39 protein-coding genes are annotated in these 23,551 nt (G+C 42.3%); 1 reads left to right on the top strand and 38 read right to left on the bottom strand.

All coding sequences use genetic code 11. The features are described 5' to 3' along the window. Window positions 1-570: 570 nt before the first annotated feature. Complete coding sequence (locus tag CVN76_RS23100) at window positions 571-1,101, bottom strand: ECF transporter S component (protein ID WP_100533207.1); 531 nt, start codon at window positions 1,099-1,101, stop codon at window positions 571-573. A gap of 112 nt (window positions 1,102-1,213) precedes the next feature. On the opposite strand from CVN76_RS23100, the gene CVN76_RS23105 reads away from it, so the two are divergent. Continuing rightward, entirely contained in the window at window positions 1,214-1,405 is a 192-nt protein-coding gene (locus CVN76_RS23105) for a hypothetical protein (protein ID WP_100533208.1), read from the top strand. Window positions 1,406-1,484: 79 nt separating this feature from the next. Here the strand turns inward: CVN76_RS23105 and rpsI are convergent, their stop codons facing one another. The 37 genes from rpsI to fusA form a co-directional block, all read right to left on the bottom strand. Further along, the gene (gene rpsI / locus CVN76_RS23110) at window positions 1,485-1,877 is read right to left on the bottom strand and encodes a 30S ribosomal protein S9 (protein ID WP_057915234.1); all 393 of its coding nucleotides are present in this window, start codon (window positions 1,875-1,877) and stop codon (window positions 1,485-1,487) included. A gap of 20 nt (window positions 1,878-1,897) precedes the next feature. After that, on the bottom strand, window positions 1,898-2,335 hold the full coding sequence (gene rplM, locus CVN76_RS23115; protein WP_034304960.1) for a 50S ribosomal protein L13: 438 nt from the start codon (window positions 2,333-2,335) through the stop codon (window positions 1,898-1,900). Between the two features lie 267 nt (window positions 2,336-2,602). After that, window positions 2,603-3,343 (bottom strand): tRNA pseudouridine(38-40) synthase TruA, encoded by a 741-nt coding sequence (gene truA, locus CVN76_RS23120; RefSeq protein WP_100533209.1) that lies wholly within the window; start codon window positions 3,341-3,343, stop codon window positions 2,603-2,605. Window positions 3,344-3,357: 14 nt separating this feature from the next. Then, entirely contained in the window at window positions 3,358-4,155 is a 798-nt protein-coding gene (locus CVN76_RS23125) for an energy-coupling factor transporter transmembrane component T family protein (RefSeq protein WP_100533210.1), read from the bottom strand. Next, on the bottom strand, window positions 4,155-5,021 hold the full coding sequence (locus CVN76_RS23130) for an energy-coupling factor ABC transporter ATP-binding protein (protein ID WP_100533211.1): 867 nt from the start codon (window positions 5,019-5,021) through the stop codon (window positions 4,155-4,157). The genes CVN76_RS23125 and CVN76_RS23130 overlap by 1 nt, the downstream gene beginning before the upstream one ends. Continuing rightward, window positions 4,997-5,836, bottom strand: a complete 840-nt coding sequence (locus CVN76_RS23135) for an energy-coupling factor ABC transporter ATP-binding protein (RefSeq protein ID WP_100533212.1) — start codon at window positions 5,834-5,836, stop codon at window positions 4,997-4,999. Before CVN76_RS23135 ends, CVN76_RS23130 begins: the two co-directional genes overlap by 25 nt. A 376-nt stretch (window positions 5,837-6,212) precedes the next feature. Next, entirely contained in the window at window positions 6,213-6,575 is a 363-nt protein-coding gene (gene rplQ, locus CVN76_RS23140; RefSeq protein WP_057915229.1) for a 50S ribosomal protein L17, read from the bottom strand. Between the two features lie 82 nt (window positions 6,576-6,657). After that, the gene (locus tag CVN76_RS23145) at window positions 6,658-7,602 is read right to left on the bottom strand and encodes a DNA-directed RNA polymerase subunit alpha (RefSeq protein WP_053349049.1); all 945 of its coding nucleotides are present in this window, start codon (window positions 7,600-7,602) and stop codon (window positions 6,658-6,660) included. Window positions 7,603-7,779: 177 nt separating this feature from the next. After that, window positions 7,780-8,169, bottom strand: a complete 390-nt coding sequence (gene rpsK, locus CVN76_RS23150) for a 30S ribosomal protein S11 (protein ID WP_028390438.1) — start codon at window positions 8,167-8,169, stop codon at window positions 7,780-7,782. A gap of 22 nt (window positions 8,170-8,191) precedes the next feature. Next, a complete protein-coding gene (gene rpsM, locus CVN76_RS23155) occupies window positions 8,192-8,557 on the bottom strand; it encodes a 30S ribosomal protein S13 (protein WP_057915228.1) in 366 nt (121 codons plus the stop codon). 22 nt (window positions 8,558-8,579) lie between these two features. Beyond that, the gene (gene rpmJ / locus CVN76_RS23160) at window positions 8,580-8,693 is read right to left on the bottom strand and encodes a 50S ribosomal protein L36 (protein WP_003156543.1); all 114 of its coding nucleotides are present in this window, start codon (window positions 8,691-8,693) and stop codon (window positions 8,580-8,582) included. Between the two features lie 41 nt (window positions 8,694-8,734). Continuing rightward, window positions 8,735-8,953: a translation initiation factor IF-1 gene (gene infA, locus CVN76_RS23165; protein WP_028390440.1), complete on the bottom strand. Its 219-nt coding sequence runs from the start codon at window positions 8,951-8,953 to the stop codon at window positions 8,735-8,737. 564 nt (window positions 8,954-9,517) lie between these two features. Further along, on the bottom strand, window positions 9,518-10,171 hold the full coding sequence (locus CVN76_RS23170; protein WP_061141110.1) for an adenylate kinase: 654 nt from the start codon (window positions 10,169-10,171) through the stop codon (window positions 9,518-9,520). 60 nt (window positions 10,172-10,231) lie between these two features. After that, window positions 10,232-11,527, bottom strand: coding sequence for a preprotein translocase subunit SecY (gene secY, locus CVN76_RS23175; RefSeq protein ID WP_061141109.1), 1,296 nt, complete (start codon window positions 11,525-11,527; stop codon window positions 10,232-10,234). Further along, window positions 11,527-11,967 carry a 50S ribosomal protein L15 gene (gene rplO, locus CVN76_RS23180; protein ID WP_061141108.1) on the bottom strand — a complete coding sequence of 147 codons (441 nt, stop codon included), beginning with the start codon at window positions 11,965-11,967 and terminating at the stop codon, window positions 11,527-11,529. The genes secY and rplO overlap by 1 nt, the downstream gene beginning before the upstream one ends. Before the next feature lie 32 nt (window positions 11,968-11,999). Continuing rightward, a complete protein-coding gene (rpmD, locus tag CVN76_RS23185) occupies window positions 12,000-12,182 on the bottom strand; it encodes a 50S ribosomal protein L30 (protein ID WP_057915223.1) in 183 nt (60 codons plus the stop codon). 16 nt (window positions 12,183-12,198) lie between these two features. Then, the gene (rpsE, locus tag CVN76_RS23190) at window positions 12,199-12,699 is read right to left on the bottom strand and encodes a 30S ribosomal protein S5 (protein ID WP_034304987.1); all 501 of its coding nucleotides are present in this window, start codon (window positions 12,697-12,699) and stop codon (window positions 12,199-12,201) included. Between the two features lie 22 nt (window positions 12,700-12,721). Then, window positions 12,722-13,084 (bottom strand): 50S ribosomal protein L18, encoded by a 363-nt coding sequence (gene rplR, locus CVN76_RS23195; RefSeq protein WP_053349055.1) that lies wholly within the window; start codon window positions 13,082-13,084, stop codon window positions 12,722-12,724. A 32-nt stretch (window positions 13,085-13,116) separates the two neighbouring features. Then, window positions 13,117-13,653 carry a 50S ribosomal protein L6 gene (gene rplF, locus CVN76_RS23200; protein WP_100533213.1) on the bottom strand — a complete coding sequence of 179 codons (537 nt, stop codon included), beginning with the start codon at window positions 13,651-13,653 and terminating at the stop codon, window positions 13,117-13,119. 30 nt (window positions 13,654-13,683) lie between these two features. Then, window positions 13,684-14,082, bottom strand: coding sequence for a 30S ribosomal protein S8 (gene rpsH, locus CVN76_RS23205; protein WP_057915220.1), 399 nt, complete (start codon window positions 14,080-14,082; stop codon window positions 13,684-13,686). A gap of 30 nt (window positions 14,083-14,112) precedes the next feature. After that, a complete protein-coding gene (locus CVN76_RS23210; protein WP_034304998.1) occupies window positions 14,113-14,298 on the bottom strand; it encodes a type Z 30S ribosomal protein S14 in 186 nt (61 codons plus the stop codon). A gap of 30 nt (window positions 14,299-14,328) precedes the next feature. Next, complete coding sequence (rplE, locus tag CVN76_RS23215; RefSeq protein WP_053349058.1) at window positions 14,329-14,868, bottom strand: 50S ribosomal protein L5; 540 nt, start codon at window positions 14,866-14,868, stop codon at window positions 14,329-14,331. 29 nt (window positions 14,869-14,897) lie between these two features. After that, a complete protein-coding gene (gene rplX, locus CVN76_RS23220; protein ID WP_064462542.1) occupies window positions 14,898-15,209 on the bottom strand; it encodes a 50S ribosomal protein L24 in 312 nt (103 codons plus the stop codon). A gap of 43 nt (window positions 15,210-15,252) precedes the next feature. After that, window positions 15,253-15,621, bottom strand: coding sequence for a 50S ribosomal protein L14 (rplN, locus tag CVN76_RS23225; protein WP_034305005.1), 369 nt, complete (start codon window positions 15,619-15,621; stop codon window positions 15,253-15,255). 41 nt (window positions 15,622-15,662) lie between these two features. Beyond that, on the bottom strand, window positions 15,663-15,926 hold the full coding sequence (gene rpsQ / locus CVN76_RS23230; protein WP_034305007.1) for a 30S ribosomal protein S17: 264 nt from the start codon (window positions 15,924-15,926) through the stop codon (window positions 15,663-15,665). 18 nt (window positions 15,927-15,944) lie between these two features. Further along, window positions 15,945-16,148 (bottom strand): 50S ribosomal protein L29, encoded by a 204-nt coding sequence (rpmC, locus tag CVN76_RS23235; RefSeq protein ID WP_034305010.1) that lies wholly within the window; start codon window positions 16,146-16,148, stop codon window positions 15,945-15,947. Then, window positions 16,138-16,572 carry a 50S ribosomal protein L16 gene (gene rplP, locus CVN76_RS23240; RefSeq protein WP_053349061.1) on the bottom strand — a complete coding sequence of 145 codons (435 nt, stop codon included), beginning with the start codon at window positions 16,570-16,572 and terminating at the stop codon, window positions 16,138-16,140. Before rplP ends, rpmC begins: the two co-directional genes overlap by 11 nt. Window position 16,573: 1 nt before the next feature. Then, on the bottom strand, window positions 16,574-17,230 hold the full coding sequence (gene rpsC / locus CVN76_RS23245) for a 30S ribosomal protein S3 (protein WP_100533214.1): 657 nt from the start codon (window positions 17,228-17,230) through the stop codon (window positions 16,574-16,576). 3 nt (window positions 17,231-17,233) lie between these two features. After that, the gene (rplV, locus tag CVN76_RS23250) at window positions 17,234-17,575 is read right to left on the bottom strand and encodes a 50S ribosomal protein L22 (protein ID WP_034305017.1); all 342 of its coding nucleotides are present in this window, start codon (window positions 17,573-17,575) and stop codon (window positions 17,234-17,236) included. A 17-nt stretch (window positions 17,576-17,592) separates the two neighbouring features. Further along, window positions 17,593-17,871 carry a 30S ribosomal protein S19 gene (gene rpsS / locus CVN76_RS23255; protein ID WP_034305018.1) on the bottom strand — a complete coding sequence of 93 codons (279 nt, stop codon included), beginning with the start codon at window positions 17,869-17,871 and terminating at the stop codon, window positions 17,593-17,595. A 60-nt stretch (window positions 17,872-17,931) separates the two neighbouring features. Further along, the gene (rplB, locus tag CVN76_RS23260) at window positions 17,932-18,762 is read right to left on the bottom strand and encodes a 50S ribosomal protein L2 (protein ID WP_057915218.1); all 831 of its coding nucleotides are present in this window, start codon (window positions 18,760-18,762) and stop codon (window positions 17,932-17,934) included. 26 nt (window positions 18,763-18,788) lie between these two features. Further along, window positions 18,789-19,076, bottom strand: coding sequence for a 50S ribosomal protein L23 (gene rplW / locus CVN76_RS23265; RefSeq protein ID WP_174524197.1), 288 nt, complete (start codon window positions 19,074-19,076; stop codon window positions 18,789-18,791). After that, window positions 19,073-19,696: a 50S ribosomal protein L4 gene (gene rplD, locus CVN76_RS23270; protein WP_061141104.1), complete on the bottom strand. Its 624-nt coding sequence runs from the start codon at window positions 19,694-19,696 to the stop codon at window positions 19,073-19,075. The genes rplW and rplD overlap by 4 nt, the downstream gene beginning before the upstream one ends. 25 nt (window positions 19,697-19,721) lie before the next feature. After that, on the bottom strand, window positions 19,722-20,351 hold the full coding sequence (gene rplC / locus CVN76_RS23275; RefSeq protein ID WP_064462540.1) for a 50S ribosomal protein L3: 630 nt from the start codon (window positions 20,349-20,351) through the stop codon (window positions 19,722-19,724). A 40-nt stretch (window positions 20,352-20,391) separates the two neighbouring features. Continuing rightward, entirely contained in the window at window positions 20,392-20,700 is a 309-nt protein-coding gene (gene rpsJ / locus CVN76_RS23280; RefSeq protein ID WP_019244375.1) for a 30S ribosomal protein S10, read from the bottom strand. Window positions 20,701-21,115: 415 nt separating this feature from the next. Next, window positions 21,116-22,303, bottom strand: a complete 1,188-nt coding sequence (gene tuf / locus CVN76_RS23285) for an elongation factor Tu (protein ID WP_100533215.1) — start codon at window positions 22,301-22,303, stop codon at window positions 21,116-21,118. A 121-nt stretch (window positions 22,304-22,424) separates the two neighbouring features. Beyond that, window positions 22,425-23,551: elongation factor G (gene fusA, locus CVN76_RS23290; RefSeq protein ID WP_100533216.1), on the bottom strand; the 1,127-nt coding region annotated here is incomplete at its 5' end.

Genomic DNA, 23,551 nt, shown 5'->3' on the forward strand with positions numbered 1-23,551 from the left:
TCGGTTGGGCGGATTATCCCCGGGTCGGACGGATTACTCTCCGGGTTGGACGGATTATCCCTTGGGTTGGTCGAATTACTCTTTGAGTTGGTCGGATTACTCTTTGAGTTGGTCGAATTACTCCCGGGTCGGACGGATTATCCCCGGGTCGGCCGAATTATCCCGCGGGTGGGTCGAATTACTCCCGGGTCGGACGGATTATCCTCGGGGTGGTCGAATTATCCCTCGGGTTGGACGGATTATCCCGCGGGTTGGTCGGATTATCCCCGGGTCGGACGGATTATCCTTTGGGTTGGCCTAATTACTCCCGGGTTGGTTAGAAAACCGCTATACTCACGAGGAGGAACTCATGCTCCGTCGCAAGGCTCGAAGGACGGACCACCTCAGGATAAGCGGGTTCCAAGTCCATATCCTCCTAAACTGCGGGCAATTATAATCAGATTTACCTATAGAAAAAAGCGCAGTCAAGATGACTGCGCTTCTTATCATGATCTGTTATATCAAAGCCGGCTCAGGCAGCTTCCCGAGCTTGTCCTTTGTTCCATTCATTTTAAAAAGGTGTTTCCGCTCTTATAACTGTCTGGCTCTCTGCTTTATGCGTCCTGCAAGCGGCACGACGATGATACCGGCCAGGACGACCTGCATAACGTTACCTGGGATGGAGCCAAAAGGCTGAATCCAGTTGCCGTAAAGGATGACTTCGACGAAGTAGTAGCCGACGATTTTAATTATGAGTGCAACGGCAACGGCCAAAGTGTATACGACCACTCTTTTGCCGGGTACTTTTTCGGCTATGAAGCCGGCTAGAAATCCCATTGTACCGACAATGATGAAAGTGAATGGCGCCCACGCTGCCCAGCCGGAGAAAAGATCGAAGAGGGCCATCCCGAAGGCTCCTGCTATCGCCCCGGTTTTTTTGCCGTAAACGAGTGCCGCTATAAATAGCGGAACGTTACCAAGGTGGATGAGGCCGCCGTTACCCATTATCGGGAGCTTTATATTGATGAACATTGTAGCTACAAGCGTCAATGCGATGAAAAGCGCGTTGATGACCAAGGTCCTTGTTTTAGTCGTTTCTACCGATGAGTATGTTGAATTCATATGAAGTCCTCTTTCTGTTTTTTAAGTATTATCATACTCCTAAACAGAAAGTTAATAAATATGGATTATACAAATAATTCAGTTTTACACAAATAAACTCAGGTGTAAACATATGGATTATGACGACCGGCACCATCTGAACAGCGACAGCACAAGCAAATTTGATATCACAAGTGGCACTTTTTCAAGTGTTGGTTTTGGGATGTATATTATTTTGGATTTCGTAGCGCAGGAAGCAAGTGTCGATTTCCCTTTTGTTTTCGCGAAAATTAAATCCATTCCAGCAAGAGTATATACTTTTTAATATTTCTGCACCGCATATTTTCGGACAAAAAAAAGACCCCCAACCAAAATGGTTGAGAGTCTTTGAAACGGTAATGGAATTAACGTTTTGAGAACTGAGGTGCACGACGTGCGCCTTTAAGACCGTATTTTTTACGCTCTTTCATACGTGGGTCACGAGTTAGTAATCCAGCAGTTTTAAGAGACGGACGGTATTCTGGATCAACTTGAAGCAATGCACGAGCGATACCGTGACGGATTGCTCCAGCTTGACCAGTGTATCCTCCACCGCTAACATTTACTAGAATGTCGTAATTTCCAGTAGTTTCAGTTGCAACTAGTGGTTGGTTAACAACTTCACGCAATGCTGCGAAAGGAATATATTCATTAATGTCACGACCGTTAATAACGATGCGACCTTCGCCTGGTACTAAACGTACACGAGCTACTGAGCTCTTACGGCGACCAGTACCATAATATTGAACTTGTGCCAAGATAGTAACCTCCTTAGTAATTATCCGCGTAATTCGTATACTTCTGGTTGTTGAGCAGCGTGTGGGTGCTCAGCTCCAGCGTATACGTGTAATTTTTTGTAGATTTGACGTCCAAGAGAATTCTTTGGAAGCATACCTTTGATAGCAAGTTCAAGCATTCTCTCAGGGTAGTTTGTACGCATTTCAAGAGCAGTTCTAGTTTTAAGACCGCCTGGATGCATAGTGTGACGGTAATAAATTTTGTCAGTCAATTTTTTACCAGTCAGGTGGATTTTTTCAACATTGATTAAAATTACATGATCACCAGTGTCAATGTTCGGTGTAAAAGTTGGTTTATGTTTACCACGTAAGATGGATGCTACTTCAGTAGAAAGGCGACCCAAAGTTTTGCCTTCAGCGTCAATCACATACCATTTACGTTCTACTTCATTAGCTTTCGCCATAAATGTCGTACGCATGGTTAACCTCCTAAAAAACTTTTTAATTTTTTATATTTATTTTCAATCACAATAAACTTCCGGGGCTTATCGTGGGATTAAAATACATACCATATTATATTAACTTCTCCCAGATTCATTGTCAAGGGGATGTTACACTAGGATAAGTTGTCTATAAAACATTCGCTGCAACTCGATGAAAAGGACAATAAGGCGCAAAGCCGCTGCCATTACTGAGTTTCTCGGATTCGCCAGTTGTAAACAAACTGGAATTACATCAAAAATATTTTATTTGTAAAAAACTTTCCATAAATACAAACCTTGGGCTGGAGCCGTTTTCCCTGCAAAGCTGCGGTCTTTTTGGTTCAATATCCCGATTATATCCTGAGGGTCAATCTTGCCGCTGCCGACATCCAGGAGCGTCCCAACCAAAATACGCACCATATTATACAAAAAGCCTTCCCCGACGAAGCTAAAAACCAAGTAGCACCCGTTCTCTTCAAAATCGATTTCATCTATGGTCCGGACTTTATCGACCACTTCCGTCTTTGCCGAACAAAAACTCGTGAAGTCATGTGTCCCGATTAGATGGGAAGCTGCTTCCTTCATCTTCAGCTCATCCAAGGAATAAGGAAAATGATAGGCGTAGTTCCGCTTAAACGGATCCCGCAGTTTGGAGCGGTCTATGATGTAACGGTATTCTTTCCCCGTCGTATGGAACCTCGCATGAAAATCGTCTGGAACGATATCGACTTTGAGCACGACAATGTCGTTCGGGAGCAGGGCGCTGAACGCCTTTACCCAATTTTCAGTAGGGAACGTAAGGGGTGAATCAAAATGAATGACCTGCCCCTTTGCATGGACCCCTGAATCGGTCCTGCCCGAAGCAGTCACTTTTATCATTGTACCTTTGTGCATTTGCGCTAAGACGGCCTCGAATTCACTTTGAATCGTGCGCTTCTCAGGCTGTACCTGATAGCCGGCGAATTCCGTGCCGTCATACGCAAGCACGCATTTATATTTTGGCATTGTTCTCTTCCTTATTATGAACGTAATAAAACCAACATGACCGTAAGAAGTCCTAGCGAGACCATCAAAAGGCTATCACTTGTCTTCCAATACAATTGGCGGTATTTCGTGCGCCCTTCCCCGCCGCGGTATCCTCTGGATTCCATGGCGGTTGCCAATTCCTCAGCCCTCTTGAACGAACTCACAAATAAAGGAACAAGCAGCGGTACGATCGATTTAACCCTTTCCTTGATTGGACCTGAAGAAAAATCGACCCCCCTTGCCGTTTGGGCCTTCATGATTTTTTCCGTCTCCTCCATCAGCGTTGGGATGAAGCGAAGGGCAATGGACATCATCAATGCCAGCTCATGAACCGGCATTTTCCATTTTTTCAAAGGCCCCAACAGCTCCTCCATCCCATCGGTGATTGATATCGGGGTTGTCGTCAACGTTAATAATGACGTAACAAGGATCAGTAAAGTAAATCTTATCGAAATGAACAAACCTTGAATCAGACCGCCTTCATAGATTTCAAACCATCCGTATTCAAACAGCAATTCTCCTTCTTTCGTAAACAGGATATGAAGCAGGAATGTGAATACGATCAAGAAGAAGATGGGCTTCAACCCATTATACAGATAGCGGAGCGGGATCTTCGAAATACTGATCAACAGGACGGTGAATACTGCAAGCAGGCCATAGGACAAGAAATTATTCGCCAAAAACACGACACAGACAAACAGGAAGACGAGAAGCAATTTAGCCCGGGGATCCATCTTGTGCAACAGGGAATTGGCAGGGACATAACGCCCGATGATCATTTTATCAAGCATCAGCGGTTCCCCCGTTTCATCGCTTTATCTATTTCAATCGCCAAATCGCCAATATTAAGACAAGGATGATCAAATCGGACTCCGAGTTCTTTCTGAAGCTTCAGCTGAAAACGGACGGTATCCGGCACATCAAGGCCAAGGTCGAGCAGTTGCTCCGGATCGGAGAAGATCTCCTGTGGAGTGCCCTTTTTGAATACTGTGCCTTGGTGCATGATGATGATGTCATCGGCATACTTGGCGGCATCCTCCATGCTATGTGTGACGAGAATGGTCGAGATGCCCTCACGCTTATGAAGCTCATAAAACATGTCCATGATTTCTTTGCGTCCTCGCGGGTCTAACCCCGCCGTTGGTTCATCCAGCACCAATACCTCTGGCTCCATTGCAAGTACACCCGCTATGGCCACACGGCGCATCTGGCCACCAGATAAGTCAAAGGGTGACTTATCAAGGATTTCCTCACTCAAACCAACCTGCCCAATGGCCTTCCTTGCCATTTGTTTCGCGTCGTTTTCGGAGACGCCGAAATTCATGGGCCCGAAGCATATATCCTTTTCCACCGTTTCATCGAAAAGCTGATGTTCCGGGAACTGAAAAACGATTCCAACCTTTTGTCTGATCGGCCGCAATGCCTTTTCTTTCTTTCCGGCCTCGATCGTGCGGTCCCCGATTATAACCCGCCCCTTCGTCGGTTTTAAAAGGGCGTTCAAATGCTGAAGGAGCGTCGATTTACCGGAGCCTGTATGCCCGATGATTGCGGTATAGGTACCCTGCTCCATAGAAATATTGACATCATGTAGGGCCAGATGTTCAAAAGGAGTATTCACCTGATAGCGATATTCTACATCATCGAGTGTAATTCGCATAAATCCTTCACCAACTCTTCCTCTGTCAAATGCCCATCAACCACACGGACACCATTCTTTTGTAACTCTTTCGTCAGCTTTACTGAAAAGGGAATATCGAGGCCAAGGGCAATCAATTCTTCCTCTAATTCAAAAATATCCTGAGGTGTTCCTTCACGATACAACCGACCTTGGTTCATGACGATCATTCGATCAGCTTTGGCAGCTTCCTCAAGATCATGGGTGATTGATATGACGGTAATTTCATTTTCCTGCTTTAATTCCCTGACTGTTTCAAGCACTTCTTCACGGCCTCTTGGGTCAAGCATGGAGGTTGCTTCATCTAAGATGATGATATCTGGCTGCAGGGCTATTACACCTGCTATGGCCACTCTTTGCTTTTGACCGCCGGATAGATGGTGCGGCTCTTGATTAAGAAAGGCATTCATTTTAACCTTATTCAACGCACCATGAACACGCTCCACCATAACCTGCTGAGAAACACCGGCGTTTTCTAAACCAAAAGCCACATCATCCTGAACTGTCGTGCCTACAAATTGATTATCTGGATTTTGAAAAACCATGCCGATCTTACGGCGTACATCCCATACCGATTCTTCAGTCAATAGTTGATCATTGATTGTAATCGTACCAGAGTTAGCAAACTGAAGACCATTCAGTAGTTTCGCTAATGTCGACTTGCCGGAACCATTATGTCCGACAATCGCAAGCCACTCCCCCTGATGAATGTCAAATGAAACATCATCCAAGGCATTTCGAGACTGACCCTCATATTTAAAAATGATATTACTTAAAGAAACCAGCTTCTTCCTCATGTGGCCCTCCTCATCCTCGACTGCACTCATCTAAACTAAACTCTGCAAATTCAACGATAACAAGCGTTGACAAACGCAGTCAATTCTTCTGAAAATATAAAAAAACGCTGCACCCCTTCCACCGAAAGAATTTTCGGTAAATTAAGAGCAGCTTATTGCGGGCCTGTTACGAAAAACAGGGTATCTTATAATCGCTTATCATAAGCGGGAAGGGATGCTTGAGCTAGACGAGAAGGCTCCCTTCATAAAAGGTTCCGCCAGCCATCGTAACACTCAATGCGAATTTCTAAAAAACAGAATTTCTATTATAAATAAAGAAAAAGGGCATAGAACAAGTGAGTATATTCATTTGTCCCGCCCTTTTTCATCGTTGTTATTAAACTAATTCAATAACCACGACTGGTGCACCGTCACCGCGGCGTGGACCAACTTTCATGATACGAGTGTATCCACCTTGACGTTCTTCATAACGTGGAGCAACGTCACTGAATAATTTTTGAAGGGCATCTGTGCCTTTCTCAGCGTCAGCGATTTCGTTACGGATGAATGCTGCAGCTTGACGGCGTGCATGCAAGTCACCACGTTTACCAAGAGTGATCATTTTATCTACTACAGAACGTAATTCCTTTGCACGTGCTTCAGTAGTTTCAATGCGCTCATGGATAATAAGATCCGTAGCTAAATCACGAAGTAATGCTTTACGTTGTGCGCTAGTGCGTCCTAACTTTCTGTAACCCATTAGAGATTCCCTCCTTTGTTGAAGTTCTATATTGTGTGTCTAAAACAAGGCTCACAACATAATGGATGATTCCGCCATGTTATCAGTCGTCTTTACGAAGACCTAAGCCTAATTCCTCTAGCTTCGCTTTCACTTCTTCAAGTGATTTGCGTCCTAGATTACGTACTTTCATCATATCTTCTTCCGTTTTATGAGCTAGCTCTTGAACGGTATTGATTCCAGCACGCTTCAAGCAGTTGTAAGAACGAACAGAAAGGTCTAATTCTTCGATCGTCATCTCAAGAACTTTTTCTTTTTGATCTTCTTCTTTTTCAACCATGATTTCAGCATTTTGAGCTTCATCGGTCAAACCGACAAAAATATTCAAATGCTCTGTTAAAATCTTAGCTCCAAGTGCTACCGCTTCTTGCGGACCAGTACTGCCATCAGTCCAAACATCGAACGTTAACTTGTCAAAGTTAGACAACTGTCCTACACGTGTATTTTCAACTTGGAAAGATACGCGTGAAACCGGAGTGTAAAGAGCATCGATTGGAATGACACCAATTGGCTGATCTTCCCTCTTGTTTTGAACAGCAGGAGTGTAGCCGCGGCCGCGACGTGCAGATAAACGCATACGCATATGACCGTTTTTACCAATTGTAGCAATATATAAATCCGGATTAAGAATTTCTACATCACTATCATGAGTGATATCAGCAGCCGTGATGACCCCGTCACCTTGAACGTCAATTTCCAGCGTCTTCTCTTCATCAGAGTAAATCTTAAGAGCTAGTTTCTTCACATTAAGAATGATAGATGTTACATCTTCCACGACGCCTTCAATTGTTGAGAACTCATGTAGCACTCCATCAATTTGTATAGCTGTGACAGCAGCACCTGGGAGTGAGGATAAAAGAATACGACGTAAGGAGTTACCCAATGTAGTACCATACCCACGCTCTAGTGGCTCTACGACGAATTTACCGAATTTGGTATCGTCGTTGATTTCAACCGTTTCGATTTTTGGTTTTTCTATTTCGATCATCAATAAACCCTCCTTCAAAACGTCAAAACCCCGGCAAGTAAACTAAGTCACTTAAGCCGAAATTCCCCATGTATACGTTCCCGCTGTGCGCAACAACTGAAAATTAATCCTCTGTAAGAACGCAAACTCAGTATTATATCCCATTATTGACAGGAATACAAAATCTATACAGAAAAATTAAACACGGCGACGTTTTGGTGGACGGCATCCGTTATGTGGAACTGGAGTTACATCTTTAATTGCAGTTACTTCTAGGCCAGCAGCTTGAAGCGCACGAATAGCAGCCTCACGTCCAGCACCAGGTCCTTTAACTGTAACTTCAAGAGTTTTCATACCATGTTCAATTGATGTTTTAGCAGCTGTTTCAGCAGCCATCTGTGCAGCGAATGGAGTGGATTTACGAGATCCACGGAATCCTAGAGCTCCAGCACTTGACCATGAAATAGCATTACCATGAGAGTCAGTGATCGTAACGATAGTGTTATTGAAAGTTGAACGAATATGTGCAATACCAGTTTCTATATTCTTTTTCACACGACGTTTACGTGTATTAGTTTTACGTGCCATGAAAAGTAACCTCCTTTACTAATTATTTTTTCTTGTTAGCTACTGTACGACGAGGTCCTTTACGCGTACGAGCATTGTTTTTTGTGTTTTGACCGCGAACAGGAAGACCACGACGGTGACGTAAACCACGGTAAGAACCGATTTCCATTAAACGTTTGATGTTTAGGGAGATTTCACGACGAAGGTCGCCTTCTACTTTAAGCTTGTCAATGATATCACGAATTTTGTTCAATTCGTCTTCCGTTAAGTCACGAACGCGAGTTTCTTCAGAAACGCCTGCTTCTGCAAGAACTTTCATCGCTGTTTGTTTTCCAATACCATATATATATGTTAATGAGATAACAATACGTTTGTCACGGGGAATATCTACTCCAGCAATACGTGCCATGCTTGAGTGCACCTCCTTCTATTTAGCCTTGTTTTTGTTTATGTTTAGGGTTTTCGCAAATAACCATAACTTTACCTTTTCTGCGGATAACTTTACACTTTTCGCAGATTGGTTTGACTGATGGTCTGACTTTCATTGCTATCTAACCTCCTTATACAGATCGGAGCGTAACCGGGATCATTTGAACCGGTATGTGATTCTGCCGCGAGTTAGATCATACGGGGAAAGCTCAACCGTAACTTTATCTCCAGGCAAAATGCGAATAAAGTGCATACGAATTTTACCGGATACATGAGCTAAAACAGTATGACCATTTTCTAATTCTACCTTAAACATTGCATTTGGCAAAGTCTCTTGTACTGTGCCTTCTACTTCAATTACATCATCTTTCGCCATTAAAGTGATTCTCCCTTCTCTATGCGTGAACCTATAAAAGGTACACATCTTTCCGTCAACATTACTACAGTCCAATTATCCTCATAAGTCTTAAAATTCTGCATCAAGTATTCACCATTTTGTAGAACCAGGCTTTAACTGAGGACCTTATCAGTTGGACCGAAATGAGGGTTTTATGCGTCCTCATGTAAGTCTTGACCGATTCCGTGACCGACATACTCTCGAAATAGAGAGGCAATTAGTCTCGACATAGGTTTGAATAGCATGGGAGATGTTTGAAAGGCGCACGCCTGACATAGCTTCTTTCAACTCTCTATATCACGACTCTTTAGGAATCCCAATAGAGTCACTGCATTTCTTCATCAATTTTGCCGACCGGATATGTCCGTGAAGATCACTTAGAAAGTAATCGCCCAATTCAGGGAATACCAAGTACAAGAACCTGATTAATAAATGTGCGAATGCTCTCGCGAAATCCATTATACCCTTTGTAATAAAGGAATGCACCAAGTTTAAATAGTAAGTTGTAAAATTGGTATGAATTTCATAAATCAATCCAGACGATTAATTTTGCAAAGCACCAAGTAACACATCAATGTTTTCAAATACCTTATTAATATCTTGCTGTCCGTTAATGTTGACCAAGTACCCTTTTTCTCCGTAGAAATCAAGAAGTGGCTTGGTTTGTTTCAAATTCACATCTAAGCGATTTTGAACCGTTGCTTCATTATCGTCGGCACGTTGATATAATTCTCCGCCGCAGCGGTCGCATACATCATCTTTGGCTGGAGGATTGAATACAAGGTGATATGTCGCACCACAAGACTTGCAAATACGACGGCCTGTCAATCTTTCCATCAAGATGCTTTTATCCACATCGATATTAATGACAAAATTTATTTTGCGATCCAAATCAGTAAGGATGCCCTCAAGTGCCTCTGCTTGCGCCACGGTACGTGGAAAGCCGTCAAGCAAAAATCCCTTAAGGCAGTCCTCCTTGCTTAAACGCTCACGTACAATGCCAATGGTAACTTCATCAGGTACCAACTCGCCTTTGTCCATGAATGATTTCGCCTTCAGACCTAATTCTGTTCCATCTTTTATAGCTGTTCGGAACATATCTCCAGTAGAGATATGAGGGATATTATATTTTTCTACGATTTGTTCAGCTTGAGTGCCCTTACCAGCACCCGGCAGACCCATTAAAACTAGATTCAAAATTTTCTTCCCCCTCAAACTCTATAATGGGTAAAGGGAACAAGTCGTTCCCAAAACTCATTACTTTATAAAGCCTTTATAGTGTCTCTTCACAAGCTGTGATTCAAGCTGCTTCATCGTATCAAGGGCAACCCCGACGACGATCAGCAAACTTGTGCCGCCAATCTGTGCAGATTGAGGCAGGTCAGCGAGCTTGATGAAGAATACCGGCAGAACGGCTATGATGGCTAGGAATATAGAGCCTACAAACGTTAAACGGTATAAAACACGTGTTAAATATTCTTGAGTACTCTTACCTGGACGAATCCCCGGCACATAGCCGCCTTGCTTTTTCAAATTCTCAGCCATTTGTTCAGGATTGACCTGAATGAATGCATAAAAATACGCAAAAGCAATGATAAGAGCGACATATATAACCATTCCAACAGGATGGGTATATGTCAGGTTTTCTGTAATCCAGCTAGTCACGCTGTTCTTTCCAAAGAAAGAAGCGATTGTAGTTGGAGTGATCAGAAATGCCATTGCAAAGATTACCGGAATAACCCCCGCAGCATTTACTTTCAATGGTAAATGAGTAGACTGGCCACCCATTTGTGTACGACCTGCCGCAGCACGTTTTGCATACTGAATAGGTATTTTACGTAATGCCTGCTGAATGAAGATGACAGCAACCACGATTGCTAATACTGCTAATACAATGAGGACAATCGATATGATTCGTAAGAATAATTGATCTCCGGCATTTTCGAATTGCTGTGCGTAAATCTGGTTTGCCGTATTTGGCAAGCTAGCAACGATACCAGCAAAGATTATGATGGAAATCCCATTACCCACACCCTTAGCAGTGATCAGCTCCCCTAACCACAAAAGAAAAGCTGTTCCTGCCGTCAAGACAGTTGCAATGAGCAAGTATGTTGCAATTCCAGGATTTTCGATCAACTGGCCATTTGACATATTATTGAACCCGTAAGACATACCCAAAGCTTGGATGAATCCTAGGATAATAGTGAAATAACGAGTGAATTGAGCTAATTTACGGCGCCCTGCTTCCCCTTGCTTAGACCATTCAGCGAACTTAGGAACGACGTCCATCTGTAGTAGCTGAACGATGATGGATGCCGTGATATAAGGCATGATCCCCATCGCTAAGATTGAGAAGTTTTGCAGCGCCCCGCCGCCAAAGGTATTTAGAAGACCGATGACGCTCAGCTGGTCCTGTTGAGCAAGAAAATCGGCATTCACATGCGGTACAGGTATAAATGTACCGATGCGATAGACGATTAACATGAGAAGGGTAAAAATGATCTTGTTCCTTATTTCACCCACGCGCATAAAATTGGAGATCGTGCGAAACATTAGATCACCTCTGTTTTACCGCCAGCAGCTTCGATAGCTTCTTTTGCAGTAGAAGAGAATTTGTGAGCTTTAACAGTAAGCTTTTTCTCAATGTTTCCTTTGGCAAGAATTTTGATTCCTGCTTTTTCTTTACTTACAACTCCAGACTCAAGTAAAAGAGCTGGTGTTACTTCAGTACCGTCTTCGAAAAGATTTAACGTATCAAGATTCACGATAGCATAGTCTTTACGGTTAACGTTGGTAAATCCACGTTTAGGCAAACGTCTGAATAGAGGAGTTTGACCCCCTTCAAATCCAAGGCGTACACCGCCGCCTGAGCGAGCGTTTTGTCCTTTGTGTCCTTTACCTGCTGTTTTACCGTTACCAGATCCAATACCGCGACCTTTACGTTTACGTTCTTTACGAGAACCTTCTGCAGCTTTTAACTCATGAAGTTTCATGTTGGCACCTCCTTGTTAAGATAAAAATTATTTTATTGTTCTTTTACAGTAACAAGATGAGCAACTTTGGTAATCATACCGCGAATCGCAGGGTTATCTTCATGAATAACCGTTTGATGCATTTTGCGTAAACCCAAAGTGTTAACTGTAACACGTTGATCTTCAGGACGACCAATCAAGCTGCGAGTGAGGGTAATTTCTAATTTATTAGCCATAATTCGATTTCCCTCCTTATCCTAACAGTTCTTGTACTGATTTACCACGTAACTTAGCTACGTCTTCAGCACGTTTCAATTGCTTCAATCCTTCGATTGTTGCGCGAACCATATTAATAGGTGTATTAGTACCTAATGATTTAGACAAGATATCGCTAACTCCGCCTAATTCAAGTACCGCACGAACAGGACCACCAGCAATTACTCCTGTACCTTCAGAAGCTGGTTTCAATAGAATGTGACCTGCGCCATAGCGACCGTTCACAAGGTGAGGAATTGTAGTTCCAACCATTGGTACAGTAATTAGATTTTTCTTAGCATCCTCAATAGCTTTACGGATTGCATCCGGAACTTCTTGAGCTTTACCAGTACCAAATCCAACATGACCATTTTTATCACCAACAACAACTAGTGCAGTGAAACGGAAACGACGTCCGCCTTTAACAACTTTAGCTACACGATTTACTGTAACTACGCGTTCTTCAAGTTCTAATTTATTAGGATCAATGCTACGCATCTGTTATGTCCCTCCTTATCCATTAAAATTCTAAGCCGTTTTCACGAGCAGCGTCAGCCAATGCTTTAACACGACCATGGAAGAGGTAACCACCGCGGTCAAATACCACAGCTTTGAAACCTTTTTCAACAGCACGTTTCGCAATAAGTTCGCCAACTTTTTGAGCTGCTTCAGCATTGCTACTAGCTTCGATACCGATCTCTTTATCAAGAGTTGAAGCACTTGCTAATGTTACGCCTTTTGCATCGTCAATTAATTGTGCGTAAATGTGTTTGTTTGAACGAAACACATTTAAACGAGGACGAGCTTCTGTTCCAGAAAGCTTAGCACGTACACGCGCATGTCTTTTCTGACGAGTAGCATTTTTATCAAGCTTCGTAATCATTTACGTCACTCCTTTCGTTTACTTATGCGGCATTACTTACCAGTTTTACCTTCTTTACGACGAACGAATTCGCCTTCGTAACGGATCCCTTTACCTTTATACGGCTCAGGTGGACGAACATCACGGATATTAGCTGCAAGAGCTCCTACACGTTCTTTGTTCGTACCTTTGATGATTACTTTTGTATTAGAAGGAACTTCGACTTCAACGCCAGCTTCTGGTTCTATTTCTACAGGGTGTGAGTATCCTACGTTAAGGATAAGCTTAGTACCTTGCTTTTGTGCACGGTACCCGACCCCAATAAGTTCAAGTGATTTTTCGAATCCTTTAGATACACCTTCAACCATGTTAGAGATAAGTGCGCGAGTAGTTCCGTGTAATGAACGGTGATTCTTCTCGTCAGACGGGCGTGTTACAGTTAACACGTTCTCTTCAACAGCGATTGTTAGGTCAGGACTGAATGATCTAGTTAATTCACCTTTAGGCCCTTTAACAGTTACTTCACTTCCGTTAATAGTAACTGTCACGCCTGTAGGGATTTCAATAGGTTTTTTACCTATACGAGACATATTGTGCACCTCCATTCTTGTGAAAATGTATTACCAAACGTATGCTAAAACTTCTCCGCCAACTTGTTTAGAGCGGGCTTCCTTGTCTGTTAAAACTCCGTGAGAAGTAGAAACAATTGCGATACCTAAACCGTTTAGAACGCGTGGTACCTCTCCAGTTTTTGCATATACACGCAAACCAGGTTTGCTGATACGTTTTAGACCAGTGATAACACGTTCGTTGCTTGCACCGTATTTTAAGAAGATACGGATGATACCTTGTTTGTTGTCTTCGATTAATTCAAAGTCACGTACGAAGCCTTCACGCTTTAAGATCTCAGCAATTTCCTTTTTGATCTTAGAAGCAGGAACTTCTAGTTTTTCGTGACGAACCATATTCGCATTACGGATGCGAGTAAGCATATCTGCAATAGGATCTGTCATGACCATTATATTTTACCTCCTTCCCAAACTCGGGTTTTACCAGCTAGCTTTTTTAACGCCAGGAATTTGTCCTTTATATGCAAGTTCGCGGAAACAAATACGACAAAGTTTAAATTTACGTAATACTGAATGTGGACGTCCGCAACGTTCGCAACGTGTATATTCTTGTACTTTAAACTTCTGTTCGCGTTTTTGCTTTACGATCATAGACTTTTTAGCCACGATTTCGCCTCCCTTTATTTAGAGATTACTTTACTTTTGGAACGGCATTCCAACTTGAGTAAGTAGTTCACGAGCTTCTTCGTCAGTGTTGGCAGTCGTTACGATAACGATATCCATACCACGAACTTTGCTCACTTTATCGTAATCAATCTCAGGGAAGATAAGTTGTTCTTTAACACCCAAAGTATAGTTCCCACGTCCGTCAAAGGATTTCTTTGAAACGCCGCGGAAATCACGTACACGTGGTAAAGATACAGATACTAGCTTATCAAGGAATTGATACATACGCTCTCCACGTAATGTAACTTTCGCTCCGATAGGCATACCTTCACGCAAACGGAAGCCTGCGATTGATTTTTTTGCTTTTGTTACAACAGGTTTTTGACCAGTGATCAATGTAAGTTCTTCAACAGCGGTATCTAAAGCTTTAGAGTTAGATACTGCGTCACCCACACCCATGTTAATAACGATCTTCTCAATGTTTGGTACTTGCATTACTGATTGATAGTTGAATTTACCCATCAATGATGGTGTAATTTCACTTTTGAATTTTTCTTTAAGGCGGCTCATTGCTTAGTGTACCTCCCTTCATTTATGACTTATTTATCTAAAGTTTCACCTGATATTTTAGCTACGCGTACTTTTTTACCATTTTCGATCTTATATCCAACACGAGTCGGTTTACCTGATTTAGGATCAAGTGGCATTACATTGGATACGTGAATAGCAGCTTCTCTGCTGATAATTCCACCTTGTGGATTAATTTGAGATGGCTTGGAATGCTTTTTCACGATGTTAATTCCTTCAACAAGCACACGATTTTGTTTCGGATATGCTGCAAGAATTGTTCCTTGTTTGCCTTTGTCCTTACCAGAGATGACTACGACTTTGTCACCTTTTTTAACATGCATTAGCTTGGCACCTCCTTGAAAGGCTTTATACAAATTTTACATATTATAGAACTTCTGGAGCAAGAGAAACGATCTTCATGAAGCTATTGTCACGTAATTCACGAGCAACAGGTCCAAAAATACGAGTTCCACGTGGGCTCTTATCGTCACGGATAATTACACATGCGTTTTCATCAAAACGAATGTAAGAACCGTCAGGACGACGCATACCACGTTTTGTACGGACAACAACAGCCTTAACGACTTCACCTTTTTTAACAACGCCTCCTGGTGTTGCCTGTTTAACTGTACAAACGATGATATCACCGATGTTTGCAGTTTTACGGCCAGAACCACCTAGGACTTTAATTGTTAGCACTTCACGAGCACCTGAATTGTCAGCGACTTTTAAACGAGATTCTTGTTGAATCATGTACGGTACCTCCCTTCGGAATTAGCTTAATCCGAACTATATTAAATGATTACTGCTTTTTCTACTACTTCTACAAGACGGAAGCGTTTTGTAGCTGAAAGTGGACGAGTTTCCATGATACGTACTACGTCGCCTGCTTTAGCTTCGTTTAGCTCGTCATGAGCTTTTAACTTTTTAGAGTATTTCACGCGTTTACCGTATAAAGAATGCTTTTTATAGGTTTCTACAACAACTGTTACTGTTTTATCCATTTTATCGGATACTACGCGGCCAGTGTAGATTTTGCGTTGGTTGCGTTCGCTCATTCTGCAAACCTCCATTCATTATCGATTAGTGACACCGATCTCTCTTTGACGAACAACTGTTTTCATACGAGCAATCGATTTGCGAACTTCACGGATGCGAGCTGTATTTTCAAGTTGTCCAGTAGCTAACTGGAAACGAAGATTAAATAGTTCTTCTTTAAGAGATTTTAGTTTTTGTTCAATTTCAGCAGTGGTTAGATCTTTGATTTCATTAGCTTTCATTTGTTTCACCACCAATTTCCTCTCTTTTTACAAACTTACATTTGATTGGAAGTTTGTGTGCTGCAAGGCGCAATGCTTCTCTTGCCACCTCTTCAGATACACCAGAGATTTCAAACAATACTTTGCCCGGTTTAACTACTGCTACCCAACCTTCAGGAGCACCTTTACCGGAACCCATCCGTACTTCAAGCGGCTTAGCTGTGTAAGGTTTGCTTGGGAAGATCTTGATCCAAACTTTTCCTCCACGTTTCATATAACGAGTCATCGCGATACGAGCTGCTTCGATTTGGCGGTTAGTGATCCAGGAAGCTTCTTGAGCTTGAAGTCCAAATTCTCCGAAATGAACTTCAGTGCCGCCCTTAGCCATCCCTCTCATCTTACCGCGGTGTTCACGACGGTATTTTACGCGTTTTGGCAATAACATATTATTTTCCTCCTTCCTCAGATTTCTTCTTAGTAGGAAGAACTTCTCCACGGTAGATCCAAACTTTCACGCCTAGCTTACCGTAAGTAGTATCTGCTTCAGCATGAGCATAATCTATGTCAGCACGAAGTGTGTGAAGTGGAACTGTTCCTTCGCTGTAATGTTCAGCACGAGCAATATCAGCACCGCCAAGACGACCAGAAACTTGAGTTTTGATTCCTTTAGCGCCTGAACGCATTGTGCGTTGGATAGCTTGCTTCTGAGCACGACGGAATGAAACACGGTTTTCTAATTGACGAGCGATGTTTTCAGCAACCAATTTTGCGTCAAGATCTGCTCTTTTAATTTCGATGATATTGATATGAACTCTTTTGCCAGTCAGCTGGTTCAAAGCTTTACGAAGTGCTTCGACCTCTGTACCGCCTTTACCGATAACCATTCCTGGTTTAGCAGTGTGGACAGATACATTGATACGGTTAGCTGCACGTTCGATTTCAACTTTGGACACTGAAGCATCGTTTAAGCGTTTCGCGATATATTCACGAACTTTGATGTCTTCATGCATAAGAACTGCGTAGTCTTTATCAGCGTACCATTTGGATTCCCAGTCACGGATTATCCCGATACGCATACCGATTGGATTTACCTTTTGACCCACAGATTACCCCTCCTTCTTTTCTGATACAACGATTGTAATATGACTAGTACGTTTGTTGATTGCACTCGCACGACCTTGAGCGCGAGGACGGAAACGTTTTAATGTTGGTCCTTCGTTAACGTATGCCTCTGAAACGACTAGGTTATTAATATCCATTTCGTAGTTATGTTCTGCATTTGCGATAGCAGATTTCAGAATTTTTTCTACGACTGGAGAAGCAGATTTTGGTGTTAAGCGAAGAATCGCTACTGCTTCACCTACTTGTTTTCCTCGAATTAGATCTGCGACTAAACGCACTTTACGAGGAGCAATACGAACTGTTTTAGCGACAGCTTTAGCTTGCATGAGATGCCCTCCTCTCATTAACGTCTTGTTTTCTTGTCATCACTTGCGTGACCTTTATAAGTGCGTGTAGGCGCGAATTCGCCTAGTTTGTGTCCTACCATATCTTCTGTTACATAAACCGGCACATGCTTACGACCGTCATAAACAGCGATTGTATGTCCGATGAATTGCGGGAAGATTGTTGAGCGACGAGACCAAGTTTTAACTACCTGTTTCTTGTCAGCTTCATTTAACTTTTCAACTTTTACCAATAAATGATCATCAACAAAAGGCCCTTTTTTTAAGCTACGACCCATGCGAGTACCTCCCTTCGTGACTGTTCTACGGTTCGATATATGAACCGTAGGTCAATCCCGTTATTTTTTACGACGACGTACGATAAATTTATCGGATTTGTTTTTCTTCTTACGTGTTTTGAATCCAAGAGTTGGTTTACCCCATGGAGACATTGGTGATTTACGTCCGATTGGAGCTTTACCTTCACCACCACCGTGTGGGTGATCATTCGGGTTCATTACTGATCCACGAACTGTTGGGCGTTTACCTAACCAACGGTTACGACCAGCTTTACCAATGTTGATAAGTTCATGTTGTTCGTTACCAACTTGACCGATGGAAGCACGGCAAGTAGCAAGAATCATACGAACCTCACCTGAGTTTAAACGTACAAGTACATAACGGCCTTCTTTACCAAGTACTTGTGCAGATGTACCTGCTGAACGGACTAATTGTCCACCCTTACCTGGTTTAAGCTCGATGTTATGGATTACTGTACCAACTGGGATGTTAATAAGAGGAAGAGCGTTACCCACTTTAATGTCAGCTTCTGGACCTGACATGATTTCCAAACCTACTTCTAGGTTTTTCGGAGCTAGGATATAACGTTTTTCTCCATCAACGTAATTAATTAATGCAATGTTTGCAGAACGATTTGGATCGTACTCAATAGTAGCAACGCGTCCTGGTATACCATCTTTATTCCGTTTGAAATCGATGATACGGTATTGACGCTTGTGGCCGCCACCTTGATGACGAACTGTTAACTTACCTTGGTTATTACGGCCGCCTTTGCTGTGTAAAGGAGCAAGTAATGATTTTTCCGGTTTGTCTGTAGTGATCTCAGCAAAATCGGAAGTTGTCATATTACGTCGACCGTTAGAGGTAGGTTTATACTTCTTAATCGCCATTTGTATTTCCCTCCTTCTCTAATGAATTAAGCCTCGAATAGCTCGATTTCTTTGCTGTCAGCAGTTAATTTAACAATTGCTTTACGGCGCTTGTTAGTATAGCCTGCGTGTTTGCCCATGCGTTTGAATTTACCTTTGTAGTTCATGATGTTAACTTTCTCAACTTTAACGCCGAAAATTTCTTGAACAGCATCTTTAACTTGAGTTTTGTTAGCTCTAACATCAACTTCAAATGTATATTTTTTTTCAGCCATTACGTCTGAAGAGCGTTCAGTGATTACGGGGCGCTTAATGATATCGCGTGCATCCATTATGCAAGCACCTCCTCTACTTTTTCGACAGCTGATTTAGTCAAGATCAATTTGTTGTGTGATACAACATCAAGAACATTAAGACCAACAGCTTCCACTACAGTAACACCAGGGATGTTACGTGCAGAAAGAGCAACTTTCTCATCTAAACCGTCAGTAACGATCAACGTTTTAGTATCAACGGAAAGGTTTTTAAGTACAGCTACAAATTCTTTTGTTTTTGGAGCTTCGAAAGACAAGCTTTCAAGTACCAAAATGTTCTCTTCCAATGCCTTTGCAGACAATGCAGATTTAATAGCTAGACGACGAACCTTTTTAGGTAGCTTGTAAGCGTAAGATCTTGGAGTTGGTCCAAAAACAACGCCACCGCCACGCCATTGTGGAGAACGGATAGAACCTTGACGCGCACGTCCAGTTCCTTTTTGTTTCCAAGGTTTGCGTCCACCGCCTGCAACTTCAGAACGGTTTTTAACTTTGTGAGTTCCTTGACGTAAGGAAGCTCGTTGCATGATGATTGCTTCAAATAATACATGATTGTTAGGTTCGATACCAAAGATGGATTCATTCAGCTCGATGTCGCCAACTTGTGAACCTGTTTGGTTGAACAATGTAACTTTTGGCATTCTATTGCTCCTCCTTTCTCGGAAATTACTTTGCTTTAACAGCAGTTTTAACTTTGATCAACGCTTTTCTAGCACCTGGTACATTACCTTTGATCAATAGTAGGTTACGTTCAACATCAACCTTAACGATAGCTAAGTTTTGAACAGTAATTTGTTCCCCACCCATACGTCCTGGTAATAGTTTACCTTTGAATACGCGGTTTGGAGCTACAGGACCCATTGAACCTGGGCGACGGTGGTAACGAGAACCATGAGACATTGGTCCGCGAGATTGTCCATGACGCTTGATAGAGCCTTGGAAACCTTTACCTTTTGAAACTCCTGATACATCTACTAAATCGCCTTCAGCGAAAATACTTACATTGACTTCTTGACCGATCTCATATTCAGTAAGATCCGTTCCGCGGAATTCGCGAATGAAGCGCTTAGGAGTAGTATTTGCTTTTTCAACATGTCCCTTTTCAGGTTTGTTAGAAAGCTTTTCACGTTTGTTTTCAAAACCAACTTGAACTGCTTCATAGCCATCAGTTTCAACAGTTTTCTTTTGAAGAACCACGTTGTTAGCAGCTTCGATAACTGTTACCGGGATAAGTTCACCGTTTTCAGCAAAAACTTGAGTCATACCGATTTTTCTTCCTAAGATTCCTTTGGTCATAAGTCACACCTCCTAGAGTAATTGTTCATATTTATATGAATTATAATTTGATTTCAATGTCAACGCCTGATGGTAAATCTAAACGCATCAATGAATCAACTGTTTGTGGAGTTGGGTTAACGATGTCGATTAGACGTTTATGCGTACGCATTTCGAATTGTTCACGAGAATCTTTGTATTTATGAACCGCACGTAGGATCGTATAAACCGATCTTTCAGTAGGTAATGGAATTGGACCAGATACAGCCGCACCAGAACGTTTTGCAGTTTCAACAATTTTCTCAGCAGATTGATCAAGGATTCTGTGATCATATGCTTTTAAACGGATACGAATCTTTTGTTTTGCCATAATTTTCCCTCCTTTTCGCCTATTTTAAAATAGACCTTCTCAATGGAAATTTCCCACACACTCGCCATGGCAAAGCGGCCGGGTGTGTCAGCAACCTTCCATATCATCGCAGTCAAAGACCAACATTGTCTATTATACATAATGCACAAGTAGAAAGCAAGTGAAACTTAGACTTTTCTTGTGCAACACACTTTTATTATTATACATACTATCTCAACTATTTACAAGTACATTCTTCAAGGTCTTCCCTATCCATATTCTTCAAATGATCGCTGCATGACTTTTCAACGGAATGGCACGAATTTATTAACGATAATATAGAAGGAATTATTCGCGTCAAAACAAAAAAAAGCAGATGGCGTCCCATCTGCTTTTTTTCTGAAGGCGTCCCTTCCAATCTTTATTATTGTATCAATTACTCAGTGATTGTAGCAACTACGCCAGCGCCAACAGTACGTCCACCCTCACGGATAGAGAATTTAGTACCTTCTTCGATAGCGATTGGAGCGATAAGTTCTACAGTCATTTCGATGTTGTCTCCAGGCATAACCATTTCTACGCCTTCAGGAAGGTTACAAATACCAGTTACGTCAGTTGTACGGAAGTAGAACTGAGGACGGTAGTTTGTGAAGAATGGAGTGTGACGTCCACCTTCTTCTTTAGAAAGAACATAAACTTCTGCTTTGAAGCTTGTGTGCGGTGTGATTGTACCTGGTTTAGCAAGAACTTGTCCACGTTGGATATCTTCACGAGATACACCACGAAGTAGTGCACCGATGTTGTCTCCAGCTTCAGCGTAGTCAAGAAGCTTACGGAACATTTCAACGCCTGTTACTGTTGTTGGTTTTGATTCTTCGTTGAAACCGATGATGTCAACAACGTCACCGACTTTAACTTGTCCACGCTCAACACGACCAGTAGCAACTGTTCCACGACCAGTGATAGAGAATACATCCTCAACTGGCATCATGAATGGTTTGTCAGTGTCACGAGTTGGTTCTGGGATGTACTCGTCAACAGCTGTCATTAATTCATGGATTTTTTCTTCCCAAGCAGCTTCTCCTTGAAGAGCTTTAAGGGCAGAACCTTTGATAACTGGAATGTCATCGCCAGGGAAATCGTATTCAGTTAGAAGATCACGGATTTCCATTTCTACTAATTCAAGAAGTTCCTCGTCATCAACCATGTCGCATTTGTTCATGAATACTACTAGGTATGGTACACCTACTTGACGTGAAAGAAGGATGTGCTCACGAGTTTGTGGCATCGGGCCATCAGCAGCAGATACTACTAAGATTCCGCCGTCCATTTGTGCAGCACCAGTGATCATGTTTTTAACATAGTCAGCATGTCCCGGGCAGTCAACGTGTGCATAGTGACGAGTAGCTGTTTCGTACTCAACGTGTGCAGTAGAGATTGTGATACCACGTTCTCTTTCTTCTGGAGCACCATCGATTTGGTCATAAGCGCGAGCTTCTGCGCCACCAGATTTAGCAAGTACAGTTGTGATTGCAGCTGTTAGAGTTGTTTTACCATGGTCAACGTGACCAATTGTTCCAACGTTAACGTGCGGTTTTGAACGATCAAATTTAGCTTTTCCCATTAGGAATTCCTCCTTAAAATTATAAATAAAAGATTAAGTATATAAGGGCTGTGAAAGAAGACTTATTCTTCCATCACAGCTTACATAAGATAGTTATACTTTAATAAGAGATGAAAATCAATTATTCACCTTTATTTTTTTTGATGATTTCTTCAGAAATGCTCTTAGGTACTTCTTCATAGTGATCGAAGTGCATAGAGAATGTTCCGCGTCCTTGTGTGTTAGAACGTAAAGATGTAGCATACCCGAACATTTCAGATAATGGAACCATCGCTTTAACCATTTGCGTATTACCGCGAGCTTCCATACCCTCTACACGTCCACGGCGAGATGTGATATCTCCCATGATGTCGCCTAGGTAATCTTCAGGAATTACAACTTCCACTTTCATGATTGGTTCAAGGATAACCGGTTTACATTTTGAAGCAGCATTTTTAAGTGCCATTGAAGCAGCAATTTTAAATGCCATTTCGTTGGAGTCAACGTCATGGTAAGATCCGTCGAATAATTTTGCTTTAATGTCAACTAGCGGATACCCAGCAAGTACACCACGGTCAAGTGAATCAACTAATCCAGCTTGAACAGCAGGGATGTATTCACGCGGTACTACACCACCGACGATAGCATTTTCAAATTCGAAACCTTTACCTTCTTCGTTTGGACCAAATTCGATCCATACGTGTCCAAATTGTCCACGTCCACCAGATTGACGAACGAATTTACCTTCGACTTTAGCTGAATCACGGAAAGTTTCACGGTAGGCTACTTGAGGAGCACCGACGTTTGCTTCCACTTTGAATTCACGACGCATACGGTCGACAAGGATGTCCAAGTGAAGCTCACCCATACCAGCGATGATCGTTTGACCAGTTTCTTGGTCAGTATGCGCACGGAATGTAGGATCTTCATCTTGTAGCTTTTGTAAAGCTTGACCCATTTTGTCTTGGTCTGCTTTTGATTTCGGTTCAACTGATAGTGAGATTACTGGCTCTGGGAATACCATGGATTCAAGAATTACTTGGTTCTTGTCATCACATAGAGTATCACCAGTCGTCGTATCTTTCAAACCAACAGCAGCAGCGATATCCCCTGCATATACAGTAGAAATTTCTTCACGGCTGTTTGCGTGCATTTGAAGGATACGTCCAATACGTTCACGTTTACCTTTTGTTGAGTTGATTACATATGATCCTGATTCCAATGTACCTGAGTACACGCGGAAGAATGTAAGTTTACCAACGTAAGGGT

The sequence above is a fragment of the Bacillus sp. mrc49 genome (assembly GCF_002803435.1).